The following is a 24741-nucleotide window of genomic DNA, read 5'->3' as shown; positions in this document are numbered from 1 at the left end:
CCCATTGATTTCATAGTGACAAGGGGCTAATTTGTATCTCATTAAACATGATTATGACCCTCATTAAAGCCAGACTATGAACATCAGCGAAAAAACATATCATCAATTGAAGGCCAAAATCATCGCCAATGAGTTGGTGGGGGCTATCTCAGAAAATGAGCTATGTCAGGAACTTAATGTCAGCCGTACGCCGCTGCGCGAAGCTTTGTTTCGCCTGATGACTGAAGGCTGGATTGAGCCTTCCAAAAATAAAACGAAAACCATTAAACCCATTACGCTCAGTGAAATACGTGATATTTTCCAGATCCGAAAAGACATTGAAATTATGGTATTGAATTTGTCATGGGAGAACCAGGACCCGCAACGCTACCAGACAATTAAAGATAAAATTGAAGTCGGTTTTCATGATTCGAATGTGTCTTTATTACTCGAAGCTGATAACGAGCTACATGAACAAATGCTATCCGATTGCCACAACGCTATTGTGACTAAAACGCTGACCTTCATGTATGACCGGTTACGCATGCTGCGTTCAGACAAAATGAAAAATGATTCAATTATTGATTCATCCAAAGAACATTTGAAAATTTGCGCCGGTATTATTGCCCGCGATATAGAACAAACCCGTGAGGCCATTGCCCATCACGTCAACAACTCCTACAACCGCCTGTTCTCCAGCTTTAAATAGGCTATGCATATAACATGACCGGTATTTCTACCGGTCATGTGGAAAGTTAAAAATTAGTAGAGTTGTCGGTACAACGCCTTAATCTCTTCAATACAAGTATCTCGAGGGTTTCCACCTGTACAGACGTCCGCCATTGCCGCGGCTGCCAGAGCATCGATATCTTCATATTTCATGCCGATATCGCGCAGTCGGGCGGGAATATTTACGTCGCGGTTAAGCTGTGCCACGGCTTCAACGGCCGCCTGACGCGCCTCTTCGATCGGCATCACCATGGCCTGAGTATTGCCCAAAGCCTGTGCAATTTGGCGATATTTGTCTCCTGTAAACTCGGCGTTGTATGCCATGATATGCGGCAATAGCACTGCATTGGCGACGCCGTGTGGCGTACCATAGAATGCACCCAGAGGATGGGCCATCCCATGCACCAGGCCCAATCCGACATTAGAAAAGCCCATCCCGGCAATATACTGCCCCACCGCCATGCCTTCAGCGTCCTGGGCGACTCCCTGTATCGAACCGCGTAGCGAACGCCCTATCATCTCAATCGCCTTTAAATGAAGCGTATCGGTTAATTCCCATGCCCCTTTCGTAATATATCCTTCGATTGCATGAGTCAGTGCGTCAACACCGGTTGCCGCTTTTAAACTGGGCGGCATGCTGGCCATCATGTCAGCATCAATAATGGCAACGACCGGAATAGCATGAGGATCGTAGCAAACGAACTTACGTCGGTTCTCTACATCGGTAATCACATAGTTAATAGTCACCTCAGCTGCCGTACCCGCGGTCGTTGGAATGGCAATCATCGGTACAGCGGCATTTTTAGTGTCAGCCCCACCTTCGAGGCTGCGGACATCGGCAAACTCAGGGTTGTTAATGATTATCCCTACCGCTTTGCACGTATCCTGCGGTGAACCGCCGCCAATAGCGACCAGGTAATCTGCCCCCGCCTGACGAAATGCCTCAACACCTTGCTGCACGACGTCAATCGTAGGGTTAGGTATGACCTTATCAAAAATTTGGTAAGGCAACCCTGCGCTATCAAGAATATCAAGTACCTTGGTCGCTACATTAAACTGGATAAGATCGTGGTCAGTAACTACCAGCGCTTTTTTAAAACCTCGCTTTTTAACTTCATCAACGATAGCGTTAATTGAACCCACGCCAAAATATGAGGTTTCATTTAATATCATTCTATAAGACATATTCTATACCTTATAACAGAGAGGTATAACAGCAATACAGCATTGCCGTAGCATAATGTATGCTGTTATTGATTTTTGATTATTGGATACTGAACATTATGTCAATCTGTTGCGATTCCTGACGAGTTAGTTCCCCCGCAAAGCTTCTTGATTTCTCTCCAGAATACTGAAACTTATGAGCCACCGCGGTTTTAATTGTAGTAACAAAATCATTACCAATATTATAAATAGCAGAAAGTCGGCTTATCTCACGCTGTATGCCAGTAAGCTGGGTAAGATCATTTCCATCCCAGGCTTTAATTGCCTGCACAAAAAGTTCGGGACAAATATTATTTAATCCTGAAATAACTCCCGCGCCACCAGCCAGGAGATTTGGGATAAGATATTCATCATAACCGGACAGAACAACAAAATCGTCTCTAACGGACGCGACTGACTGAATAATTGCGCGAGTATGAGAGAGACAATCAACAGTATCTTTAACACCCACAAAATTGGGAAATTCTGCCGCTAATTGCGCTACCAGTACCGCGTCCAGGTCGCATCCAGTTCGGGCAGGAAAGTTGTATGCGAACCATTTTCCATTCAGGCGCTGCCCCAGACCGCGGTAGTATGCCAATAGTTGGGTCGGCGTTTGTTGAAAATAGTAGTGAGGTAGAATCATCACTGCTTGATACCCGCAATGCCAGGCCTCTTCTGACAGACGTATCATATCCGCCATACAGGTAGCTGAGATATTTGCCACCAGCGGCAGCGATGACATTTTCCGTGCCTCACGGATAAGCATCAGTCGTTCATCCAGCGTTAATGCGGTGAACTCCCCAATACTTCCCATTAGCAATACGACATGAGTCCCAGCCTCTTCCAAACGTCGCAAATGCTGCTGCAGTGCCGATAAATCAATATTTCCTTGTTGATCAAAAGGCGTAATTGATGGGCACCATGCACCGTGAAATTGAGCATGATTTTCAGACATAATATATTCCTGAGAAAATAAAAATTGTTTTATTCAATGACATGGTAAACAACAGTATCAGCCTGTATTTTCTGCCAGTCCCACTGAATACCCAAACCAGGTTCTTCTGGTGGGAAAGCATATCCTTCGCGAATATTCACTTTATTCAGAGTAACACTATCGAGCTGTGGAATATATTCCAACCAACGGCTATTAGTAATGGCGCAACATAATGATATATGCAATTCCATCAAGAAATGCGGACAGACAATTTTATTAAAGCATTCCGCCATATGTGCAACTTTAAGCCATGGTGTAATACCACCAATACGAGCCACATCAACCTGAATAATATCTGCGGCATTATTCTGTAAATACTCTTTGAAGTGCTGGATAGAATAAATGGACTCACCCACCGCGACAGGAATGGTGGTTGACTCACACAATTTTTGATGAGAATCAACATCATGCGCCAGAAACGGCTCTTCAATCCATGAAAGATTAATATGCTCCAACAACGCTGCGCGCTGTTTGGCTTCCGAGAATTTAAACGCCTGGTTGCAATCAGTCATGATCACGTACTCATCCCCCACCGCTTCACGTACAGCAGTCAAACGCTCGATATCACGCACCGGACTTTCAGAACCAATTTTGATTTTAGAACCGCAGAATCCCTGCGCCTTAACAGCCAGCGCATCATCAACTAATTCCTGAGTGCTTAAATGCAGCCAGCCCCCTTCGGTGGTGTATAACTTCATGCGCGACTTCGCACCACCTGCGACTTTATACAGCGGCAAATTCATGCGCTTACACTTCAAATCCCATAATGCGGTATCAATGGCTGCCAGTGCCAGAGACGTAATGGCGCCAACCGAGGTCGCGTGAGTTGAGAACAGCAATGATTCCCAGATGCCCTCAATCATCGTCGCATCCTGACCAATCAATTTCGGTAACAGGTGATCTCGTAACAGCGCAACCACAGATGAGCCGCCGGTGCCAATTGTGTAGGTATAGCCCTCACCAATTTCTCCACTCGATGTTGTTAAACGAATAATCGGCGTCTCTTGGGAGACAAAAGACTGAATCGCATCGACACGTTTTACTTTAGGTTTCAAATCAACCATAAAGATTTCGGCTTTAACTATTTTCATTACATCCTCAATATCTGTTAATTTTTTCGCAAAGTTACAAATGATGCTTACTGAATACCAATGCTGGCCAGTTCATCCCACAATTCCTGCGGAATATCCCAGTTAGCCCAGGCAAAATTAGTCAACGCTTGTTCTACGGATTGAACGCCGCAGGTTACAGTGACCACATTTTGGTTTCTTAATGGGAATTGCAGCGCCGCAGCACCAATCGGTACGGCATGTTTTGCGCATAGCGCTTCTATCGCATTTACTTTTTCAATAACCTGCGCTGGCGCGGAACCGTATTCATACAACGCCTTCGATTTATCTTTCGCGACTAAAACTCCAGTAGCGAAAGGTGCGGCAACTGCCACCGAAACATTGTTGCTTTCACATTTAGCAAAGAACGCCTGGCGGTCTGTTTCCAGCAGGTTGTAGCGGTTGGCGAGCATTAAGATATCCGGGGCAGCGTTATCCATCACCTCCATCAGGATTGCCTCTTCATTCGCGCCTGCGCCCCAGGCTTTGATATCACCATTGCGCTTTAGCTCTTCTAAAGCCTTCTGCCCTGACTCGCAGAAGGTTTTAAAATGTTGGCGTTCCAGTTCCGTATTGCCGTAGGTATAAGTGCCGAGATCGTGTACATAGAGAATGTCGATATAACGGGTTCCCAGCCGCTGGATAGAGTTTTCGTATGAGCGCATGATGCCCTCATAGGAGTAATCAGCCTGTCGGTTAAAAGGGTTCTCATCATAAAAAAATTCCCCTGCTTCAAGGCCTGGCTCTTGTTTCCGGGATTGCAGCAGGCGACCAACCTTGGTGGACAAAACATATTCGCTACGCTCCAGTCCACGTAATCCCAGACCTAAACGCAGTTCAGAAAGTCCGCTGCCATAATGTGGTGCAGTATCAAAGTAGCGCCAGCCAACCTGAATTGCCTTATCAACAATGTCCATGGCTTCGTTATTGCTCAGCGTTCTGAATAAATTAGCCAGGCTGGCTGCGCCGAAGGTTAAAGAAGGTACACTAAGCTCTACACTTTTAATTGTATTCTGAGTAATCATAATATTCCCCTGATGTTTATCAGTATTCTTAGTCAACTTTGTTTGCAGTTAATGAGGTCGCTGCTGTTGATTTATTATTAATATTAAAAATCAACTTCAGCACATAAATAATAATCCCGGTCACTACGATAGAAAAAAGACACAAGAGCGCAGGATTCATTCCTTTTAACAGCTCGAACATTTTGTAGAAGATATAAGATATAGCGTGTGAGCCACCATCGATTGATGAGGCCATCATCTCTTTTGGCACATTCAATTGTGCCTTTTCGGCCAAAGCCTGCGACACTACAGCGAGATCCGAACCAAACCACAGGATCCCACACACGATGACAATGCCATTAATTAATCCACGGAACATGTTTCCGTTGCATGCAACCGTACCAAAGACAACAAATATCGGCAGATAAGGAATATCAGCGAATGGCATCATGGTATTAAAAGGCAAAATAGTACTAATCAGAATCGTGAGTGGCACCATCAAAATACCTACAGACAATACCGCAGGATTTTTAAAAGCAATTTCACCGCTGATACCAAAATAAAGTGACTTTGTTGGAAAACGTTTCTTTACCCATTCAGAAGCAATTTCAGTAATCGGTACCAGACCACTGACCAGCACTCCCGCCATCGTCGGTAATAACACCATGACCGCAGCAAAATTCATTCCACTCTTAATAATATCGCTGAACGGTAGCGCGCCAAGCATACCGATGATCACCCCCAGAATGGCCCCCATCGCTAACGGACTACCAAAAAACCCTAGTTTGGCTTCAATTTTGCTGAGATTAAGGTCAATTTTGTTAATCAACGGAATGCGATCAATTACACGGTCCATTAAAAATGCCAGCGGGGCCCATGCGACGATCTCCGCCTGAGTAATGGTCACGTTTGGCGTGTCACAGAATTTCTGCACATGTGGGGCAATGTAATCGGCGATTTTTAGCGTAATAATAAATGTGATCCAACTTGCAAAAATCCCCATCCAAAATGAACCCGTCACCTGTTCAACGATGATTCCGGCAAATACAAAGTGCCAGTAATTCCAAAAATCAACGTTAAGGGTTTTGGTGGTATTGGTTGAAATCATCAACAAATTAGTGGCAAAACATAACGCATAAACAATCGGTAGAGAAAGCGCAGCCAGACTGAAGGCGCTAATTAACGGCCAGCCCAGATCCAATACTTCATAATGAAGATTGAGGTTTTTTACCATCGCTTCTGTCGAACTGCTGAGTGATGTCACCATAAAACCGATCAGCAACGAAAGACCGAGAAACCCAATACCTACCGTCATTGCATTTTTCGCCGCATCGGCAAGTTTCGCGCCAAATAGCACGGCAAATAAAAACATAATCATTGGAATGACCACTGCCGGGCCAAATCCGAGGATATATTGAACGACTTCCATAAGTGCCCCCCTGTTACTTTAATGAGTAAACCTTCTCTGCCACGCGATAAAAAAAGTTATCGCTGGAAAGAGCCTGGTGAGATTGCAGGTAGTTCTGGTAAAGCCCTAAAGTGTCGGCATACGGTAATGCCAGTAGAGAAACAGGCCAGTCGGATCCATACATCACTCGCTCATCACCAAATGCGGCAAAAACCGAGCTAAAATAAGGTTCAAGCTCCTGGCTCGCCTGCCCAGGTCCCGTCCAGCGGGCATAATCTGCTTCCGTGACCAGGCCTGATAGTTTGCAAAAAACATTGCTGTAAGCCTCACCAATCAACATTAACTGTTCACGCCAGCGGGTAATTTCTCCGTCGCGAACTGCGGGTTTTGCCGCATGTTCGATAACAAAGGTCACTTCCGGACAAGCAGAGATAAGCTGGCTTGCCGCCTCCAGCTGTTGGTGCGTAACCAGCAGTTCATACACCAGCCCCTGCTCTCCAACGCAACGTACCCCCTGGATAAATTGCGGGGTCACTAAATGGCTCTCAGGCAAGCCCTGAGACATATAGCGGATCCCTTTCAGATAGCGGGATTTTCTCTGCAGTCTCTGCAAATCCTCTGCGATCCCAGCCCCGTGGTTTATATCCACCCATCCCACAACACCTTTTACTTCATCGTGATGCTCAGCTATTTCCAGCAGCCATTCGGTCTCCTCAATTGAAGGGATGGCTTGTACTAAAATGGCGCCTTCGATGTGGTTTTCAGCCAATACGGCCTGCAAATCGTCAATAAGAAAATCACGGCGAATTGCCGCCAGATCGTCTGTGATCCAGGCAAAATGCTCTCCCTGGCAATGCCAAACATGGTTATGGGTATCAATCACTTTCATACTCACCATCCTGTATTTTAATTGTATACAATGAGAATACAATAAAAGTCTGTGGTTAAAAGGCAACCACGGAATGCACTATCTGAGTACGGGATCACAATTTTCACGGTTTATCTGTAGGCTAAAAAAGGGACGTAAAAGCCTATAACCGCCGTAGAATCCGATGTCACTGAGCTGAACTATTGCATGTGGTTAATGTGGTGGACGCTTGTGCGTCCCGCTGAAGTTACAGAAGCAGAATGAGCAGAGAAGAGCGATAGATGGGTAAGTACGAACTAAAATCTAAACGTTTCGTAAGTTACGATGTATTGATACGTTAACATTAATAAATAACGGTTATTTTATTGAAACCCTAAATTACGACGAGAGCTTAATACACGCCCCAACTTTGAGCCTTGCGCGCTAAACCGTGACTTAGCAGTACCCCCACGTTTCAGTTTTGTAACATCCACCAGCAAATTAGCGCCCTCCCCCCACATAATTCACACATCCCTCCGGTTGATGAAACGAAGCAGTTAGGTTAATCATATTGAGGCGCGCGGAAGCCAGGGGCTGTCTACCCGCACGGTATCCCGGTGATCGAGCCCCTGGATAAGATGCAGCGCGCTAAGACGCCCGATTTCATAGTGCGGCAGCTGTACCGTTGAGAGCGGCGGCAAAAATAGCTCGCCGGTGCCCACCATATTGTCATAGCCCAGCACAGCGACGTCCTGCGGAATGCGCAGCCCTCGCCCCAGCAAGAGCTGGTAGATAACAAAAGCCACGCGGTCGTTACCGCACACCACCGCATCGAACATCGGGCGCGCGCCGCTCAGGTAATGCCCGGCAATCTCCGCCGCATCAATATGGTGGCGCTCGCCCGGCGGAAGATAGTGGTGGAACATTGCATCAGGGTCGACACCCGCTTCACGACAAGCCCTCTCCATTCCCGCCCGACGGCGATCGGTCGCCACAATTCCTTTCGGTAGGTGGATACACAGCAGTCGGCGATAGCCTGCGGCCAACAGAGCTTTCACGCCAAGATATTGCCCTTGTTCATCATCGGGAATATAGGTGGGGAAAGGGCCGCTTGTGCTTTCACAGTTCGCCAGCACGCAGCGATACTTATGCAGCTTTTCCGGTACCGGTACCTGGCGCAGTCCCATCGCGGTGTAGATAATACCGTCCGGGCGATGCGCCAACAGCAGATCAACCATTTTCTCTGGCTTGTCATTGCTGAACATATTCACCACAAAGCTATTCCAACCGTGCGCCCGCGCGGTCTCTTCGATAGAGAGCGTTATCTCCACGGAAAATGGCGTAGTCATGGTGTCCAACGCCAGCACCCCAATCGTGTTAGCCGTGGTTTTCGCGCCACGAATTTTTTTAGCGGAGAGATCGGAGACATACCCCAGCGCATCTACCGCTTCCATCACCTTTTTATAGGTTTCAGGCCGTAGTCGTTCGGGCTCGTTAATCGCCCGCGATACGGTCATTAACGAGACGTTAGCCCGCTGCGCCACATCCTTTAAAGATGCCATACCCTCTCCTTCGCCGATGTTCACTTTGCCGGGGTCTGAAAATGCGATCTCGATAACGCCCGCAAAATGTTAACGTTAACTTTTGTGATTAACATCGATATTACCATCAAATCTACGAGAAAACCGAGAATGTTAACGTTATCTTTTGATCAATTCACTTACAGGGACAAGCAAATGACGTCACTACTTTCCAAAGCCAACGAAGCCTTAAGCCAGCAGAAAGACCTTGTAAACCCGCGCTGGTATCCACGCTATCACCTGGCGCCACCAACGGGTTGGATGAACGATCCCAACGGTCTGTCCTGGTTCGATGGTTACTACCATGCGTTCTATCAGCACTATCCGTGGCAGCCGGTCTGGGGACCAATGCACTGGGGCCATGCGCGCAGCCGCGATATGGTGAACTGGGAGCACTTACCCATCGCACTGGCACCAGAAGGGCCGGAAGATAAAGACGGCTGTTTTTCCGGTTCAGCGGTGGTTGAAGGCAATAAGCTGGCTCTGATCTACACCGGACATAAGTTTGACGGCGAGGCGAAAGAGGAAAACCTGTATCAGGTACAGTGCCTGGCCACCAGCACCGATGGAATTCACTTTGAACGCCAGGGCATGATTCTGGATACCCCACGAGGCGTACACCATTTTCGCGATCCGAAAGTCTGGCAAGAGGGAGACAACTGGTACATGGTGGTGGGCGCCCGGGTCGATGACGTGGGCGAAGTGCAGCTCTATCGCTCGCAAGATCTACAGCACTGGCAGTTTGCCAGCACGCTCGGCAGGGCCGATGACGGCATGGGCTACATGTGGGAGTGCCCAGACCTCTTCCCACTCAACGATAAGCTCGTCTTCATGTTCTCGCCGCAGGGCATCGCCGCAGACGGATACGATTACCGTAACCTGTTCCAGAGCGGCTATATGGTCGGCGAATGGCAGGATAATCTCCATTTTCACGTCACCCACGCCTTCCAGGAGATGGATCACGGGCATGATTTTTACGCCCCCCAGTCATTTACCACCCCGGATGGGCGCCGCATCGTGATTGGCTGGCTGTCGATGTGGGAATCGCCAATGCCAGAACAAGCCGACGGCTGGGCGGGCATGCTTACCCTCCCCCGCGAGGTGACGCTCGATACCGATCAGCGGCTGCGTATGAACCCGGTGAAAGAGCTGGAATTATTACGCGGTGAGCTTCATGTCTGGCCGGTCAGCGAACTACACAATCGCACCCTGATGGTAGAGGAGCAGGCGCACGCTATTGAAGTCGAACTGAGTCTCGATATCGCCCGCAGCAGTGCTGAAGAATATGGTATCGCGCTGGGTGATGGACTACGGGTCTACGTCGATGCTCAGGCACAGCGTCTGGTGCTGGATCGCCGCTACCCGCAGCATAGTCTCTCTGGTTATCGCAGCGTGCCGCTGCCAGTTGGTGACCGGCTGGATCTGCGCTTATTTATCGACAGCTCCTCGGTAGAGGTATTTGTCAATCACGGTGAATATACCCTTAGCAGTCGTATTTATCCTGAACCGGACGATCGCCAACTGACCTTATTCAGCCTGAACGGACACGCCATTTTTAATCAAGGGCATGCCTGGCCGCTCAGCGCCAAATAAACATCCGTCTTACTGCTTTGGGGAAAAATAATGACTATCTGGACGCTCGGAGACGCTGTGGTGGATTTATTGCCGCGCGACAATATGCAGTTTGAAGCCTGCGCGGGAGGCGCTCCCTTCAATGTGGCAATCGGCGTGGCTCGCCTTGGCCGCGCCAGCGGTTTTATTGGCCGTGTGGGCAATGACACTTTTGGTCGATTTCTGCATCAGACGCTGGAAACAGCGCAGGTGGATACAGGAAGTCTGGAGTTTGATGCACATCAGCACACCAGTACCGTACTGGTTTCACTGGCTCCCAACGGCGAGCGGCAGTTTGAGTTTTTGGTCAATCCGTCTGCCGATCAATTTCTCAGCCCGGCGAGACTACCCGACTTTGGCGCCGATATTCTGCACTTCTGTTCGCTGGCGCTGGTTGCCCCTGACTGCCGCGCCACCCTCGCCCAGGCTATGGCCGCATTGCGACAGACCGGCGGTACTCTGAGCTTTGACATCAATCTGCGTCCGCAGATGTGGAGCAACGAGATGCAGATGTTTGACCTTGTCAACGAGTTTGCCCGGCGGAGCGACATTCTGAAGATGTCGGAAGAAGAGCTGCTGTGGCTAACACAGACCAACTGTCTCAGTAGCGCCTGCGAACGTCTGGTTGATTTTCCTGCACGCCTGAAAATCGTCACCCGTGGTGCCGACGGCGCTATCGCTTTCTGGCAAAACAGCAGGCTAACTTTAAGCGGCTATAACGTCGAAAGTATCGATACTACCGGCGCCGGTGACGCCTTTATGGCCGGGCTGCTGGCGGCACTCGCCGAGGAAGGCTGGCCCACATCGACGTCAACGCTACTTCCACTTATCGAGCAGGCCAGCGCTTGTGGTGCTCTGGCGACCACCCGGCGTGGCGCGCTAAGCGCGTTTCCCGACAGCCAACACCTGAGCAGCTTTATTCAGTCACAACCGTCGCTACGGAGAACGATTACCCCGTAATAAAGCGCACTCGTTACGTCGTATCAGAAAGACCTTACAATGACCTGATCTGGATTGGAAAAATCATGAAGATAAATATGCCGTTCAGTAATGACAAATATCGATACTCATCCGGGTATCTGCTCTTTTTCTTTGCCGCCTGGTCGTTGTGGTGGTCTTTTTATGCGATATGGCTAAAAAATAAACTTGGCCTGTCCGGAACGGAGCTGGGAATGCTGTATGCCGTAAACCAGTTCTTTAGCATGCTGTTTATGCTGGTCTACGGTTTTCTGCAGGATAAGCTCGGCACCCGTAAACACCTTATCTGGCTGATGGGGATAGTCATCACGCTCAGCGGCCCGTTCCTGATTTATGTTTACGAACCGCTGCTGACCTCCAACTTCAAGCTTGGTATGACGCTGGGAGCCATTTTCTTTGGCCTTGGCTACCTCGCGGGTTGTGGTCTGGTAGAAAGCTTCGTCGAAAAAGTGAGCCGCAAATTCAACTTTGAATTCGGCACCGCCCGCTTGTGGGGATCGCTTGGCTACGCCGCAGGGACTTTTGTTGGCGGTATCTTCTTCAGCATCAACCCACACATTAACTTCTGGTGCGTATCGGTAATGGGGGTGTTATTCCTGTTGATTAACGTGTTGTTCAAAACCAACTCACCCGCCCCATCTTCTGTAAAAACGCGCGCTCCTGAACCCAACGCGCTGACCCGAAATGATTTTCTCACTATCTTTAAAGATACGCAGTTCTGGTTTTTCGTTATCTTTGTCGTCGGCACTTGGTCGTTCTATAGCATCTACGATCAGCAGATGTTCCCGGTGTTTTACGCCAGCTTATTTGACGATCCCGAACTGGCACCACGCGTATACGGCTATCTCAACTCGGTACAGGTCTTTATGGAAGCCGTCGGTATGGCGCTGGTTCCATTCCTGATTAACCGCATCGGGCCTAAATCCGCATTGCTGCTGGGTGGCACAATCATGACCTGTCGAATCCTGGGTTCAGCACTGTTCACCGATATCTATATTATCTCCTTGATTAAAATGCTTCATGCGCTGGAAGTTCCACTGTTTGTTATTTCAGTGTTTAAATTCAGCGTAGCGAATTTTGACAAACGCCTGTCATCAACGATATATCTCATTGGCTTCAATATCGCCAGTTCCATTGGCATTATCGTGCTGTCACTGCCTGTCGGTAAGTTGTTTGATAAAGTGGGCTATCAGGAAATCTTCCTGATTATGGCCAGCATTGTGGTAATAACGCTAATATTTGGCTATTTCTCGTTGAGCAAAAAGCATCATCAGCAGAAGATGGGAAATGAACTGGTGACAGAGTAGCGAAGTTTAAAATATATCGGACAGGGCCATTGGCCCTGTCGTATCCCCCAACAGTAAGTACGAACTGTCGATTTACTCAGGCATGTTCCAGCCAGTTGAGGAATATTTTCGCTCGCAGTATTCCCTGAAAATCAATCAGCCCAGAACAACCAAGCTTCTTGATCAGATTCTGCCTGGCCTGGTAAATCGTTTTTAAATGTAGATTCAACAAAGCGGATATCTCAAAAATAGTTCGCCCCTCCCCTAACTGCGTTAAAATATATTTATCTCGCGCAGTCAGAGAAATATTTAGTTCCGACTGATTGTCGTGTATACCGCCAGAACGAGTAATATCAATAATAAATTGTTTGAATGTGGCAACGCTAACATCTATTGGCAGTCTGTAAAGTGATAAATCATTGAGATATCTGTACAGATGACCATCAATCAGCAGTACCAGACGATGCGTTTTCAGATCGTAATTTTGCCTTTTTACCGCCTCAAAGTGATTGGCAGTGAAAAAAACCAGATGCGTCTTATAATCTTCGAAAACAATATCTGCAAGAATATTCTTTAGCCCTTGCCTGATAAAAATATCATCAATCCATAAATCTGCGTTTCCAGTATGTTCCTGAACGATGTTCATCATTATGGCCTCAATGAAAAATCACAATTGTTCTAGAGAGGGTGCTATGTATAGTCTTAATCAAAAAAATGCTCAGCATGAGTGCTTTCAGCATATAACAAAGGTACAGTACATATTATATTAATATGAAGACTTTTTAGACGTCGTCAGCTGTGTAGCGCAGCACTATTTCCAGGGTTTTTCTGATAACATCTGCCTGGACAACGTCAACTGTTGATTCCAGAGAACTAATCAGGCTTAAAATGATGTTTTTATTATTAACATTATCACCTGCCAGAATTACATTTGTTACCGCCTGTCCCAATACCACAGACTCATCTGCTAATAGCTCACCTGCATTATGGAAGTAACTTGATAAAGCTTTATCCGTCATTACACTGTGGACATTAATTTCATGAAGCATGGTAACCTCGCTTGTATAGTCTGGAAGATTATCTTTAATGTAATTTAGGGTTTTTGCTGGCACTGAAAGCACTCTCATCTCTGGTTTTATCCGGTTTTCTACTTATCTTCCCCGGATTAATGTTTGTAAAATCATTGATAACGCTGTCAATTAATTGCTTGCGTGTGCCATCTATTTCACTGGCCTGCATAAGTCGCAATTGCTTAATCACTGCAGCTAACGAAACGTCTGTATGCATTCGCAAAATTTCTAGCACAGCCAAACCTGTAATTTCATGTTTCAGGCGTTCACTATCAGTTTTCTTCATAACTCCTTCACTACTTACCCCTATAAGTAAGGGGTTTATTTTATTCAAAAAGCAGGCCAATTAACGCATTGTAGTGTTTCTGTTCTTTCTCCCCGGATGCTTTTTCAAGACGACACAGAAGCTTGGTGCAAAGTGATTTGCGGTTCAGATTTCGTCCATCCTTGAGTATCTCAGTGACGATTTCTCCCAATGTTTCCTGTTGAGTTGGCAGATGCGCCTTCGCAAAGTAACGAGAAATCGCGCTTGCAGTATCAGTGCGAACGGTATGCTGCTGCATGTCATGCTCCTGTAACAAAATGCTGGTGAATATTAAGTTTTATAACAGTAGCAAAGTTGTACCAAAAATGTGTACAACGCGAGCCATCAATTTTTATCAAAAAGTGCTAAATCAATACAATCAGTAAGTTAGATAAATATCAATTTACATAAAATCAAATTCAGTTGTACAATTCACTTCGTTTAACGAATGAATTCGATCTGTTTGAGGGTCTTTGTTTGTAAAAATAAAGTTAGAATAATGTATTAAAATCAGGACATAAGCTGGTTTGTTTGATACTGTCCATATCTCTTCCCTTCCCTTGATCCCGGACTGTCCATGCTCACGACCATTATTTACCGTAGCCATCTACGTGATGACGCCCCCCTCAGAGCGCTTGAGGATATGGTGACAGCCGCAAATCTAAAAAACCGGCGATCCGATGTTACGGGGATTTTACTCTTTAATGGCCGCCACTTTTTCCAACTGCTTGAAGGACCTGAGGAGCAGGTAAAAGAGATTTATCGTTGTATATGTAACGATCCACGGCACCACAATATCGTTGAGCTGATGTGCGATTACGCGCCTGCGAGAAGATTCGGAAAGGTGGGGATGGAGTTATTTGATTTACAAAAACATGAACGCAATGACGTCCTGCAAGCGGTACTTAACAAGGGAACATCAAAATTTCAGCTCACCTATGATGACCGGGCATTACAGTTTTTCCGCACATTTGTCCTTGCGACGGAAAAATCGAGTTATTTTGAAATACCTGCGCCTGATTACTGGAGTTTTATTGCCGACAACTCTTGTACTCTCCTGGATGAAAGCACACTCCAGTCCAATATCGATTTCAGCTTTGCTTTTCAACCCATTATCGATCCTATGTCGCAGCGCGTCATTGCTCTGGAAGCACTTATTCGTGGTAGAGACGGTGAAACGCCCGCAATTTATTTTGGCAACTTAAATCCTGAAGAACTGTATACCGCGGATCTGCAGAGCAAAAAGACTGCTTTTGCAATGGCAAGCGCGCTGGGACTTAACGACAAAATGCTGTCAGTCAATCTGCTCCCCATGACCCTGGTAAACAAACCCGATGCAGTCAGCTTTCTGATAAACGAAATCGCGGCGCACGGACTGGTGCCTGAACAAATCATTGTAGAGTTTACCGAAAGCGAAGTTATATCGCGCTTTGATACGTTCGCGCAGGCCGTAAAGTCACTCAAGGCTGCGGGGATCTGTGTGGCGATAGATCATTTTGGGGCAGGTTTTGCCGGGCTTCAGCTTCTGTCTCGTTTTCAACCCGACCGAATTAAGATAAGCCGCGAGCTGATCACGGATGTGCATAAAAGTGGACCAAGACAGGCCATCATTCAGGCAATTATCAAATGTTGCACTTCATTGGAAATCATGATTTCCGCAGTCGGCGTTGAAAAACCTGAAGAGTGGATGTGGCTTGAGTCCGCAGGTATTGAAATCTTCCAGGGTAACCTTTTTGCACAAGCCTGCCTGAATGGTATTCCGTCTGTTGCATGGCCAGAGAAAAATGATTTCTCAGCGTCAAAATAACTAACGCATTGTTATAAATAAACAATCACCACAACCGCCCTCATGCTGAACATAAAAATTCAGCATTTACTCCCTGCGTGATAGTAAAGTAAATCTTAATTTTGCTAGAATCCTCTGTATGTTTTGTACAATTTGATGCATGTTGTACAAAGTAACAGGAACCGCATATCGGTGACGGAGAATCAGGAGTGCCCGGGGGAACTATGGCTTATTACAGCATTGGGGATGTCGCAGAACGTTGCGGGATAAATCCTGTCACCCTTCGGGCATGGCAACGACGTTACGGTTTACTCAAACCTCAACGCAGTGAAGGCGGCCACCGACTCTTTGATGAAGAAGATATTCAGCGTATTGAAGAAATAAAACGTTGGATTAGCAATGGCATACCTGTTGGGAAAGTTAAGGCATTGCTGGAAACCAGTACCCGTCAAGCTGACGACGACTGGAATCAATCACAAGAAGAGATGATGAGCATTCTTCGCATGGCGCATCCACCGAAGCTGCGAGCTAAAATTACCGCACTCGGTCGCGTTCACCCCGTAGATGCGCTGATCGATCACGTTTATCTTCCCGTACGTCAACGGCTGATACTTGACCATAATACATCCCGCATAATGAACAGCATGCTTGATGGCGCATTGATTGAATATGTTGCCACACTGCTGTCTGAAACGCGGCGCAAGTCAGGAAAGGATGCCCTCCTGATGGCCTGGGATGTTGAAGACAGAACCCGTCTGTGGCTCGAAGCCTGGCGCTTATCGCAATCTGGTTGGCATATTGCCGTTCTGGCTGAACCCATTGAATCGCCAAGACCTGAACTTTTCCCTGGGCAAACCCTTTTTGTCTGGACAGGTATTACGTCAACCCGCAGACAAAATGAACTGCTCCAACACTGGAATGAACAAGGTTATAAGGTCATTTTCCACAGCCCGTAACCTACACGTAATACGTGTAAGATAAATCATACAACTCTCATTTTTTGGGTGGTTATTTTGAGTACCATCCAAGGAATATGTTGCCCTCGATCCTCCTGACTTAACCCCGGCCATAGCATAAAAACAAAACAATATACTAACCCATTGGTATTATTTTTTTGCAGACGACATCACCTTTTTCCTAAGTAAAATTTATTAGAACAACTGGCGTACGTCTAATACTTATTCTAGGGTTAAATTATGTCTTCTTGTGCCACATTATTGTTTTTCTAAAGTAATAAATGTGGTTATTTGAAAAAGGTAAAGGATATGGCTCTAGTCTTAGACAAACGCTTAATTCTTTGTTGCTGCGCCTTTTCCATTATTTCTGTGGCAAATGCAGCAACCGTTAACGGAACATTTCAGGTGCTGATGACGATTCAAAAGGCCTGTACCGTGACTGCCGGTTCGGCTTCAAATATTACACTTGGTCCGGTGAATACCACGGCGACAAATACCAGTGCAAGCAACACTATTTCAATTAATTGCTCAAAAACCACGCCCTATTTTATCGGCCTGGCACCATCGGCTGCCAATGGAGGGACGACAACGGGTTCTGGCGCCATGTCCTCCGTAGCTAACGCTGCCACCAATACCGATAAAGTGCCCTATCAGCTAAATCGTACGTCAGCAACAGGTCCGGTGTGGGGGAATACCGCCACCGACACCGCACCTGGAAATGGGGTAGCGGCGACGGGTACAGGTCTGGCGCAAACGTATACTGTTTATGCCACCGCACCGAGCGCCAACTTCACTCCTGACGACTATGCCGACACGGTAACGGTTAACGTTAACTACTAACTTCAGGAAGCCATATGAGAGTAAAACTGCCTGTAAAGCAGTGTGCCTGCGCATGCCTGCTAGGGATGGGTGCGAGCATCAATCTTGCCACCGCCAGCGGACTGCAAATAGCCCCGGTCACGTTAACGTTGCAAGCGACGCAAAATGCCGATGGTATCTGGCTGAGTAACGCGGGTGAAAATGTGCTCAATGCCCAGGTTCGGGTTTTTCGCTGGAGTCAAAGCGCTTATGACGACAAACTTTCTCCCTCTCAGGGACTGGTGATTAGCCCGCCGATGTTAGCATTAGCCCCTGGAGAACGTCAGTTGATTCGTGTTATTCGCACAAACCCTCCCTCGGCACATGCCGAAGACGCTTATCGTTTATCGATAGATGAGTTACCGCCTGCAAAAGTAGAAAAAAACAAGCTTCAGTTTGTGCTGCATTATTCTGTTCCCGTTTTCATTCAACCAACATCAGCGGCACAAACGCAGGCAAAACTGCAATGGAAATTACAGCAACTGGATGGCAAAAAATTTATTGAAGTCAGTAATCAGGGAAATGGGCATGCTCAGTTATCTGCTGCAACATTTATAAGCCCTGACGGTACTAAAAAAGTCATTACACCCGGACTATTAGGCTACGTTTTACCCGGATCAACAATGCGCTGGATAGTCTCCCCGTCAGCCAGGAATAATCATTACGGCGGGAAAGTTGAAGTCACAATCAATGGCCAAAAAACAGTACAAGATCTGTAACAGATCCTGGCTTCTGGTGAAATATTGCTTTCTCAATGGAGTATTAATATCGGGAATGGTTTGCGCACAAACGCTGAATAATAACCAGAACGAAAATGGTGTTATTAATAGCGCCTCACAGATTACGGGAGTCGATTTGTATCTCGACGTCACCTTAAATGGGAATCCCGTTGGGCTGGTACATTTTGGCTACGATAATGGAAAGCTTTATGCAGGAGCAGATACTCTGCGTAAAATGGGTTTTCGCTTTGCTCCAGACGCCACTAACGCCGTCTGCCTGAACGATATCCCCCAGCTAACTATTGACTACAACGTTCAGTTGCAAACGCTCTCGCTTACTGCGCCACTCAGTTCACTCGATCTTGCGACCACGCAGCTTAACTCGCCCACCGAAACCGTGCCAACGGCAACAACATCACCCGGGGCGCTGCTCAATTATGATATCTATACGCAACAGGGGGATGAAAGCGCAATCAATACCTTCAGCGAAATTCGCGCCTTCAATGCGGCCGGCGTGCTCAGCACCACCCAGTTGACGCAGTACTCTACCGAGGAATATGCCGATAACAGCGTTGAGCGCCTTGATACCAGCTGGCGTATGTCATTTCCTGATTCGATGTTGGCGTTAACCGTTGGCGATGCCCTGACAAGTTCACTCATCTGGTCCCGACCGACGCGAATCGGCGGCATTCAGATAGGCACCGATTTTGGGTTGCAGCCCTATATGCCAACCACCCCGCTTCCAGCATATCTGGGATCCGCGACGTTACCGTCAAACGTTGAGCTGTACGTCGACGGCGTCAGGTACTACAACGGAGAAGTCCCCGCAGGTAGCTTTCAGATCAACACAATGCCTAACATCAGCGGCGCGGGAACGGGTCAGGTGATGATGACAGATGCGTTGGGCAGAACGAGCGTACAAAATTTCTCGTTCTACAACGATCAGCAACTCCTGCGGGAAGGATTAACCGCCTGGTCGGCAGAATTAGGCACGGTACGCGAAAATTATGGTTACTCCTCTTTTGATTATGCCAGCGTACCGGTATTGAGCGCTACGTGGCGTCGCGGGTTTAGCAATACGTTCACCGCCGGGACTCACGCGGAAACCAGCGATGGACTGATTAACGCGGGCTTCAGTAACGACTGGATCCCAGGAACCCGCAGCGGCACGTTTTCGACCTCACTTGCCGCAAGTTCCGACTCAGGAAAGAACGGGTTTTTGTACAGTTTTGGTTACCGTTGGTCCGGCGAACGGTTTAATTTCAGTACCAGTACCACGGCAACTTCCGGCGATTATCGCGATGTCGCCACCCATTACGGTGAGCCGCCCCCCACGCTTAACAGCAACACGGTTATTGGTTATTCGCTGGAAGCAGCTGGAAATATCAGCCTGAGCTATTTGCAGTTTCGTTATCCACACGAAAATGCGGTGCGCTACGCCAATGCCAGCTGGTTTAAATCTCTCACCGACAACATCTCACTGAATGCCGGATTCAACCAGAACATTGACGACAACCGCGATCGTAGCCTCTATCTGATGGTAACCATCACGACCGACAACAATCTGAGCGCCAGCAGCACCCTACAACGTACCAACGACGAAACCGGTTACCAGCTCAACGCCAGCCTGACGCCCCCTGCCGACGGCGGCTGGGGCTGGAATCTGGCTGCCAGTCAGCAGGCTTCCCGGCAAAGTGGCCAGGGCGAAGTGGGATATCTGGGACGTTATGGTAAAGCGTACGCGGGATTCAGCCGTTTACCGGATAACCATTACGGTTATGCAGGCGCAACCGGATCGCTGGTGACCATGGGAGGCGGCCTGTTTGCAGCAAGAGAAATCAATAATGGTTTTGCCGTCGTCTCAACTGACGGCGTGCCTGATGTTCCAGTCAAATTGCAAAATAACCTGATTGGCCGCAGCGATGACCAGGGACTACTGTTGGTCACCCCGTTGAACAGTTATCAAAAAAACCTGATCAGTATTGACCCGATGGATCTCCCTGCCAATATGCGGATCGCACGCGTTGAGACGAATGCCACGCCAGCCGATCGTTCCGGTACTTTGGTTAGCTTTGGCATCACCCCCGTCCGCGCTGCGCAGATTATCCTCGTCGACAATCAGGGTAAGCCAATTCCTGAAGGCAGCATGGCTTACGCCATCAACGGAAAAGGACAATCGTCTGTCGTTGGCTTTGATGGAATGACATGGTTCGACACCCTGGAGCAGCACAACACGCTGCGCGTTGATACGGACATCGGTAGTTGTCGCGTGCAATTTGACTATCCCGCGTCAGCAAAGGGGATTGTGCAAATAGGTCCACTGGTTTGTCGCCCACACTAACAGGAGTGCGCTCATGAGGTTAAGACATCTGCTACTCATCGCTGCCGTACTTTTTTGTCCGGCAATTAGCCATGCGGTAACCTGTTCGGTGAGCAATGTGCAAGCCATAAATTTAGGTTCGGTCAATCCACTGTCTGCGACAGGCGCAACGTCATCAATGACGTTCAGTTACACTTGCACCAAAGAGCTTGGTGACGTGCTGGCAGGGATCAATCTCTGTTTTAATATTGGCGCCTCGGCCGTCAGTGGCCAGGTGACACCGCGAAATATGTCGTTAAGCGGAAACCCCGCCAGAACGCTGGCATACCAGCTTTACCAGGATAGCGGGCGCACCAAAGTCTGGGGCAGCCAGTATCAGTCGGGAACCACTTTTCCCATGGTACAGCTTAACCTGCTGAATTTGACGCCAGTGACAGGTTCACTCACGGTATCGGCGCAGATCGTCACGCCACAAACTTCAGCCGTCCCCGGAAACTATCAGGATAACTATACGACGGCAACAGCCCTTGTCACCCTCAATCCCGGATTACTTTTCCCGCCGACCACCTGTGGTGATACCGTTGCCGCCAGGTTTCCTTTCACCGTCACAGCTGCTGTCAGCAAACAGTGTAATATCACCTCCGCGACTAACATCAGCTTTGCTCCCACCAGCGGAACGGGTCGTAATCTCACGGCGTCAAATAACGTAGGCGTAGCCTGTTCCAATAACACGCCTTATACCATCGGACTTCAACCCTCCAACGGCAATACGGCAGGCAGCGGCGTGATGGCAGGCACGGGGTCAAATACGGATAAAGTCCCCTACCAGCTTAGTTCGACGCCAGGTCCTTCCGGTATGGTGTGGGGCAATACATCGCTCAATACCGTTGCGGGCAGCGGCACGGGGACAACGACTACCTACCCGGTTTACGCCACCGTTCCCAGCGCGAACTACACGCCAGACAACTATGCCGATACTGTCACCATCGCCGTGACCTACTGACGCCCAGCTTAACAGCAATAAAGCAAACACATTTTATTATCATATTGTTTACTTTTAGAGGTGCGTCATAAATCTGACAAATTGCGATTTTTACAAGTTATGCATATTAAACTAAATAAACTGCAAAACAACTGCGATGACAGCAAAAATAAAGAATAACTATTCACCACCAAGCCAAAACCCACACTACTCATACCGATAATCCTTGTTAGCCAGGCAGGTTGTTCTATGAAAAAAATGTTAAATTTAGGTTTATATGGTGAGATTCACTGTATACCACGGCCAAATTAAGAACATATTACTTTTATAACTAAGGTTTATCATGGATAAGTTATCTTACGCTTCAGATAGCAGCACATCTGCCTGGAATACCTACCTGCAACAAATCGAGCGTGTGGCCCCTTACCTGGGCGAACTTTCCCATTGGGTGGACACCCTGCGCCACCCAAAACGCGCGCTGATTGTCGATATCCCGGTGCAGATGGATGACGGCACTATCCGTCATTTTGAAGGGTATCGCGTGCAACATAACCTTTCCCGCGGTCCGGGCAAAGGCGGTGTGCGTTATCATCCTGATGTTGATCTTAATGAAGTGATGGCCCTGTCTGCATGGATGACCATCAAATGCGCAGCGTTGAATCTGCCGTACGGCGGAGCCAAAGGCGGTGTGCGCGTCGATCCGTTCTCACTTTCTGAAGGTGAACTGGAGCGTTTAACCCGCCGTTATACCAGCGAAATCGGCATTATCATTGGGCCGCAGAAAGACATTCCTGCGCCGGATGTAGGTACTAACGGAAAAGTCATGGCCTGGATGATGGATACCTACTCCATGAACCACGGCACCACCGTGACCAGTGTGGTCACCGGTAAACCTATTCACCTTGGCGGCTCGTTAGGCCGTGATAAAGCCACCGGTCGCGGCGTTTTCGTCAGCGGTCTGGAAGTCGCGCGTCGTGCGAACATTGAAGTTGAAGGCGCTCGCGTGGCGGTACAAGGTTTCGGTAACGTCGGCAGCGAAGCCGCCCGCCTGTTCGCCGCAGCGGGTGCGCGTGTCGTCGCTATTCAGGATCACACCGCAACGCTGTTTAACTCCACGGGTATCGACATGACCGCGCTGTCTGCCTGGCAGTTAGAGCACAAACAGATTGCCGGTTTCCCAGGCGCTGAAACCATCGCCAGCGAAGCCTTCTGGAGCGTGGAGATGGATATCCTTATCCCTGCCGCGCTGGAAGGACAGATTACCCGTCAGCGTGCAGAAATGCTGACCTGCAAACTGGTACTTGAGGGCGCTAACGGCCCGACTTACCCGGATGCCGATGATATGCTGGCAAGCCGCGGTATCATCGTGGTACCTGACGTCGTATGTAATGCAGGCGGCGTAACCGTCAGCTACTTCGAATGGGTCCAGGACATGGCAAGCTTCTTCTGGAGTGAAGAAGAGATCAACAATCGCATGGACAAAATCATGACTGATGCGATGGTGCACGTATGGGAAAAAGCAGCTGAGAAATCCTGCTCCCTGCGTACCGCAGCCTACATTGTTGCCTGCGAACGCATTCTGCTAGCACGTAAAGATCGCGGAATTTATCCGGGCTAATACCGATAATTTTCCCTCGCATAAACCACCTGCCTGGCAGGTGGTTTTTTTTAGCAAAATCCTGCACGTAGTCTTTCCCCATTAAATACTGCCCGATCTCTCATTTTCGCTGTTTTATGCACCACCACGTTTCAATATGGAACATTAAAAGATGCTAATGTTCCGTATTGAAACACCAATCACATCAATTTTCTTTTGACTACCCGTGTGCAAAATTACCTTATCGGCAGCGAGCGGTCGCCGTGACGTTGAACTAACCGATACCCTACATCAGATGCCTGCCCGAATTTGGCAGCCATCCAGGACTGTCTGCGGAGCATAAATAATGAAAAAATTGATCAACCGTGTTGAAGACGTACTGAATGAACAACTCGCCGGACTAGCGAAAGCGTATCCTTCCCTGGCACTGCATCAGGATCCGGTATATGTCACCCGCGCAGATGCGCCGGTGATGGGCAAAGTGGCACTGCTTTCCGGTGGCGGCAGCGGACACGAACCTATGCACTGCGGCTACATTGGTCAGGGCATGCTCTCTGGCGCCTGTCCAGGTGAGATTTTTACCTCGCCCACACCCGATAAAATGTTCGAATGCGCCATGCAAATTGACGGTGGCGAAGGCGTGCTGCTGATAATCAAAAATTACACCGGCGACATTCTTAATTTCGAAACCGCCACCGAGCTGCTGCATGAAAGCGGTGTCAAAGTCACCACCATGGTGGTGGATGACGACGTGGCGGTGAAAGACAGTTTGTATACCGCCGGTCGACGTGGCGTGGCGAATACCGTATTGATCGAAAAACTGGTCGGCGCGGCCGCCGAACGCGGTGATTCGCTGGAAGCCTGTGCGGCGTTGGGCCGTAAGCTGAATAACCAGGGCCACTCCATTGGCATAGCCATTGGCGCCTGTACCGTTCCAGCCGCTGGACAACCGTCGTTCACGCTGCAGGATAACGAAATGGAGTTTGGCGTAGGTATCCACGGGGAACCCGGCATTGACCGTCGCCCCTTCACCTCTCTCGATCAGACCGTTGATGAAATGTTCGATACCCTGCTGGAAAACGGTAACTACAGCCGTACACTCCGCCACTGGGACAACGTCCAGGGCGCGTGGCAGGAAGGTAAAGAAAGCAAGCGTGCGTTACAAAGTGGCGATCGCGTTATTGCGCTGGTCAATAATCTCGGCGCGACGCCGTTGTCTGAACTCTTCGGCGTGTATAACCGCCTGGAAAGCCGTTGTCAGGATGCAGGCATCGTCATTAAGCGCAACCTGATCGGTTCTTACTGTACCTCTCTGGATATGACCGGTTTCTCGATCACCCTGTTACAGGTAGATGACGAAACGCTGAGCTTATGGGATGCACCGGTACACACCCCTGCTCTCAACTGGGGTAAATAAG

At 48.4% G+C, this 24741-nt stretch carries 23 protein-coding genes; 12 read left to right on the top strand and 11 right to left on the bottom strand.

From position 1 onward, the window contains the following. Positions 1-76: 76 nt before the first annotated feature. Positions 77-688 carry a GntR family transcriptional regulator gene (locus SK35_RS11220; RefSeq protein WP_048216229.1) on the top strand — a complete coding sequence of 204 codons (612 nt, stop codon included), beginning with the start codon at positions 77-79 and terminating at the stop codon, positions 686-688. A 53-nt stretch (positions 689-741) separates the two neighbouring features. Here SK35_RS11220 and fucO read toward each other — a convergent pair whose 3' ends face one another. The 7 genes from fucO to SK35_RS11185 form a co-directional block, all read right to left on the bottom strand. After that, positions 742-1893, bottom strand: a complete 1152-nt coding sequence (gene fucO, locus SK35_RS11215) for a lactaldehyde reductase (RefSeq protein ID WP_048216228.1) — start codon at positions 1891-1893, stop codon at positions 742-744. Positions 1894-1972: 79 nt separating this feature from the next. Then, positions 1973-2869, bottom strand: a complete 897-nt coding sequence (locus tag SK35_RS11210; RefSeq protein WP_048216227.1) for a dihydrodipicolinate synthase family protein — start codon at positions 2867-2869, stop codon at positions 1973-1975. Between the two features lie 29 nt (positions 2870-2898). Further along, positions 2899-3999 carry a mandelate racemase/muconate lactonizing enzyme family protein gene (locus SK35_RS11205; RefSeq protein WP_048216226.1) on the bottom strand — a complete coding sequence of 367 codons (1101 nt, stop codon included), beginning with the start codon at positions 3997-3999 and terminating at the stop codon, positions 2899-2901. A gap of 47 nt (positions 4000-4046) precedes the next feature. After that, positions 4047-5042, bottom strand: coding sequence for an aldo/keto reductase (locus tag SK35_RS11200; RefSeq protein ID WP_048216225.1), 996 nt, complete (start codon positions 5040-5042; stop codon positions 4047-4049). A 28-nt stretch (positions 5043-5070) separates the two neighbouring features. Then, positions 5071-6450, bottom strand: a complete 1380-nt coding sequence (locus tag SK35_RS11195) for a PTS transporter subunit IIC (protein ID WP_053071042.1) — start codon at positions 6448-6450, stop codon at positions 5071-5073. A 13-nt stretch (positions 6451-6463) separates the two neighbouring features. Further along, positions 6464-7318, bottom strand: a complete 855-nt coding sequence (locus SK35_RS11190; RefSeq protein ID WP_053071041.1) for an amidohydrolase family protein — start codon at positions 7316-7318, stop codon at positions 6464-6466. Positions 7319-7842: 524 nt separating this feature from the next. Next, on the bottom strand, positions 7843-8838 hold the full coding sequence (locus SK35_RS11185; protein WP_048216224.1) for a LacI family DNA-binding transcriptional regulator: 996 nt from the start codon (positions 8836-8838) through the stop codon (positions 7843-7845). 174 nt (positions 8839-9012) lie between these two features. Here SK35_RS11185 and SK35_RS11180 point away from each other — a divergent pair, with 174 nt between their 5' ends. The 3 genes from SK35_RS11180 to SK35_RS11170 all read left to right on the top strand — a co-directional run bounded on the left by SK35_RS11180 (position 9013) and on the right by SK35_RS11170 (position 12752). Further along, complete coding sequence (locus SK35_RS11180; RefSeq protein WP_048216223.1) at positions 9013-10449, top strand: glycoside hydrolase family 32 protein; 1437 nt, start codon at positions 9013-9015, stop codon at positions 10447-10449. A gap of 30 nt (positions 10450-10479) precedes the next feature. Beyond that, a complete protein-coding gene (locus SK35_RS11175; RefSeq protein ID WP_048216222.1) occupies positions 10480-11427 on the top strand; it encodes an aminoimidazole riboside kinase in 948 nt (315 codons plus the stop codon). Positions 11428-11492: 65 nt separating this feature from the next. Beyond that, positions 11493-12752, top strand: coding sequence for an MFS transporter (locus SK35_RS11170; RefSeq protein ID WP_048216221.1), 1260 nt, complete (start codon positions 11493-11495; stop codon positions 12750-12752). A gap of 76 nt (positions 12753-12828) precedes the next feature. Here SK35_RS11170 and SK35_RS11165 read toward each other — a convergent pair whose 3' ends face one another. The 4 genes from SK35_RS11165 to ycgZ all read right to left on the bottom strand — a co-directional run bounded on the left by SK35_RS11165 (position 12829) and on the right by ycgZ (position 14364). After that, positions 12829-13380, bottom strand: a complete 552-nt coding sequence (locus tag SK35_RS11165; RefSeq protein ID WP_048216220.1) for a LuxR C-terminal-related transcriptional regulator — start codon at positions 13378-13380, stop codon at positions 12829-12831. A gap of 133 nt (positions 13381-13513) precedes the next feature. Next, positions 13514-13780, bottom strand: coding sequence for a biofilm development regulator YmgB/AriR family protein (locus SK35_RS11160; RefSeq protein ID WP_008784990.1), 267 nt, complete (start codon positions 13778-13780; stop codon positions 13514-13516). Positions 13781-13814: 34 nt separating this feature from the next. Next, the gene (locus SK35_RS11155) at positions 13815-14087 is read right to left on the bottom strand and encodes a hypothetical protein (RefSeq protein ID WP_008784991.1); all 273 of its coding nucleotides are present in this window, start codon (positions 14085-14087) and stop codon (positions 13815-13817) included. 40 nt (positions 14088-14127) lie between these two features. Further along, on the bottom strand, positions 14128-14364 hold the full coding sequence (ycgZ, locus tag SK35_RS11150; protein WP_003833500.1) for a regulatory protein YcgZ: 237 nt from the start codon (positions 14362-14364) through the stop codon (positions 14128-14130). 318 nt (positions 14365-14682) lie between these two features. On the opposite strand from ycgZ, the gene SK35_RS11145 reads away from it, so the two are divergent. The 8 genes from SK35_RS11145 to dhaK all read left to right on the top strand — a co-directional run bounded on the left by SK35_RS11145 (position 14683) and on the right by dhaK (position 24740). Next, a complete protein-coding gene (locus SK35_RS11145) occupies positions 14683-15912 on the top strand; it encodes a diguanylate phosphodiesterase (RefSeq protein ID WP_048216219.1) in 1230 nt (409 codons plus the stop codon). Positions 15913-16115: 203 nt separating this feature from the next. After that, the gene (locus tag SK35_RS11140) at positions 16116-16847 is read left to right on the top strand and encodes a MerR family transcriptional regulator (RefSeq protein WP_048216218.1); all 732 of its coding nucleotides are present in this window, start codon (positions 16116-16118) and stop codon (positions 16845-16847) included. Between the two features lie 309 nt (positions 16848-17156). Then, positions 17157-17687, top strand: coding sequence for a Csu type fimbrial protein (locus tag SK35_RS11135; protein WP_003833507.1), 531 nt, complete (start codon positions 17157-17159; stop codon positions 17685-17687). Positions 17688-17701: 14 nt separating this feature from the next. Continuing rightward, a complete protein-coding gene (locus tag SK35_RS11130; RefSeq protein WP_048216217.1) occupies positions 17702-18424 on the top strand; it encodes a fimbrial biogenesis chaperone in 723 nt (240 codons plus the stop codon). A 55-nt stretch (positions 18425-18479) separates the two neighbouring features. Further along, positions 18480-20765, top strand: a complete 2286-nt coding sequence (locus SK35_RS11125; RefSeq protein WP_048216216.1) for a fimbria/pilus outer membrane usher protein — start codon at positions 18480-18482, stop codon at positions 20763-20765. A 13-nt stretch (positions 20766-20778) separates the two neighbouring features. Continuing rightward, complete coding sequence (locus SK35_RS11120) at positions 20779-21747, top strand: Csu type fimbrial protein (RefSeq protein ID WP_048216215.1); 969 nt, start codon at positions 20779-20781, stop codon at positions 21745-21747. Between the two features lie 322 nt (positions 21748-22069). Continuing rightward, on the top strand, positions 22070-23344 hold the full coding sequence (locus tag SK35_RS11115; protein ID WP_020996616.1) for a Glu/Leu/Phe/Val family dehydrogenase: 1275 nt from the start codon (positions 22070-22072) through the stop codon (positions 23342-23344). A gap of 325 nt (positions 23345-23669) precedes the next feature. Next, on the top strand, positions 23670-24740 hold the full coding sequence (gene dhaK, locus SK35_RS11110; protein WP_048216214.1) for a dihydroxyacetone kinase subunit DhaK: 1071 nt from the start codon (positions 23670-23672) through the stop codon (positions 24738-24740). Position 24741 lies beyond the last annotated feature (1 nt).

Origin of the sequence: Citrobacter sp. MGH105 (assembly GCF_001037485.2) — a bacterium.
In the GTDB taxonomy this organism is placed as follows: Bacteria; Pseudomonadota; Gammaproteobacteria; order Enterobacterales; family Enterobacteriaceae; genus Citrobacter; species Citrobacter portucalensis.
This window is presented reverse-complemented; position numbering and strand designations above follow the sequence as displayed.

Bases quoted from the DNA above. Each gene is read 5' to 3' on its own strand.
- SK35_RS11220 (WP_048216229.1), top strand. From the start codon at position 77: ATGAACATCAGCGAAAAAACATATCATCAATTGAAGGCCAAAATCATC.
- fucO (WP_048216228.1), bottom strand. From the start codon at position 1,893: ATGTCTTATAGAATGATATTAAATGAAACCTCATATTTTGGCGTGGGT.
- SK35_RS11210 (WP_048216227.1), bottom strand. From the start codon at position 2,869: ATGTCTGAAAATCATGCTCAATTTCACGGTGCATGGTGCCCATCAATT.
- SK35_RS11205 (WP_048216226.1), bottom strand. From the start codon at position 3,999: ATGAAAATAGTTAAAGCCGAAATCTTTATGGTTGATTTGAAACCTAAA.
- SK35_RS11200 (WP_048216225.1), bottom strand. From the start codon at position 5,042: ATGATTACTCAGAATACAATTAAAAGTGTAGAGCTTAGTGTACCTTCT.
- SK35_RS11195 (WP_053071042.1), bottom strand. From the start codon at position 6,450: ATGGAAGTCGTTCAATATATCCTCGGATTTGGCCCGGCAGTGGTCATT.
- SK35_RS11190 (WP_053071041.1), bottom strand. From the start codon at position 7,318: ATGAAAGTGATTGATACCCATAACCATGTTTGGCATTGCCAGGGAGAG.
- SK35_RS11185 (WP_048216224.1), bottom strand. From the start codon at position 8,838: ATGGCATCTTTAAAGGATGTGGCGCAGCGGGCTAACGTCTCGTTAATG.
- SK35_RS11180 (WP_048216223.1), top strand. From the start codon at position 9,013: ATGACGTCACTACTTTCCAAAGCCAACGAAGCCTTAAGCCAGCAGAAA.
- SK35_RS11175 (WP_048216222.1), top strand. From the start codon at position 10,480: ATGACTATCTGGACGCTCGGAGACGCTGTGGTGGATTTATTGCCGCGC.
- SK35_RS11170 (WP_048216221.1), top strand. From the start codon at position 11,493: ATGAAGATAAATATGCCGTTCAGTAATGACAAATATCGATACTCATCC.
- SK35_RS11165 (WP_048216220.1), bottom strand. From the start codon at position 13,380: ATGATGAACATCGTTCAGGAACATACTGGAAACGCAGATTTATGGATT.
- SK35_RS11160 (WP_008784990.1), bottom strand. From the start codon at position 13,780: ATGCTTCATGAAATTAATGTCCACAGTGTAATGACGGATAAAGCTTTA.
- SK35_RS11155 (WP_008784991.1), bottom strand. From the start codon at position 14,087: ATGAAGAAAACTGATAGTGAACGCCTGAAACATGAAATTACAGGTTTG.
- ycgZ (WP_003833500.1), bottom strand. From the start codon at position 14,364: ATGCAGCAGCATACCGTTCGCACTGATACTGCAAGCGCGATTTCTCGT.
- SK35_RS11145 (WP_048216219.1), top strand. From the start codon at position 14,683: ATGCTCACGACCATTATTTACCGTAGCCATCTACGTGATGACGCCCCC.
- SK35_RS11140 (WP_048216218.1), top strand. From the start codon at position 16,116: ATGGCTTATTACAGCATTGGGGATGTCGCAGAACGTTGCGGGATAAAT.
- SK35_RS11135 (WP_003833507.1), top strand. From the start codon at position 17,157: ATGGCTCTAGTCTTAGACAAACGCTTAATTCTTTGTTGCTGCGCCTTT.
- SK35_RS11130 (WP_048216217.1), top strand. From the start codon at position 17,702: ATGAGAGTAAAACTGCCTGTAAAGCAGTGTGCCTGCGCATGCCTGCTA.
- SK35_RS11125 (WP_048216216.1), top strand. From the start codon at position 18,480: ATGGTTTGCGCACAAACGCTGAATAATAACCAGAACGAAAATGGTGTT.
- SK35_RS11120 (WP_048216215.1), top strand. From the start codon at position 20,779: ATGAGGTTAAGACATCTGCTACTCATCGCTGCCGTACTTTTTTGTCCG.
- SK35_RS11115 (WP_020996616.1), top strand. From the start codon at position 22,070: ATGGATAAGTTATCTTACGCTTCAGATAGCAGCACATCTGCCTGGAAT.
- dhaK (WP_048216214.1), top strand. From the start codon at position 23,670: ATGAAAAAATTGATCAACCGTGTTGAAGACGTACTGAATGAACAACTC.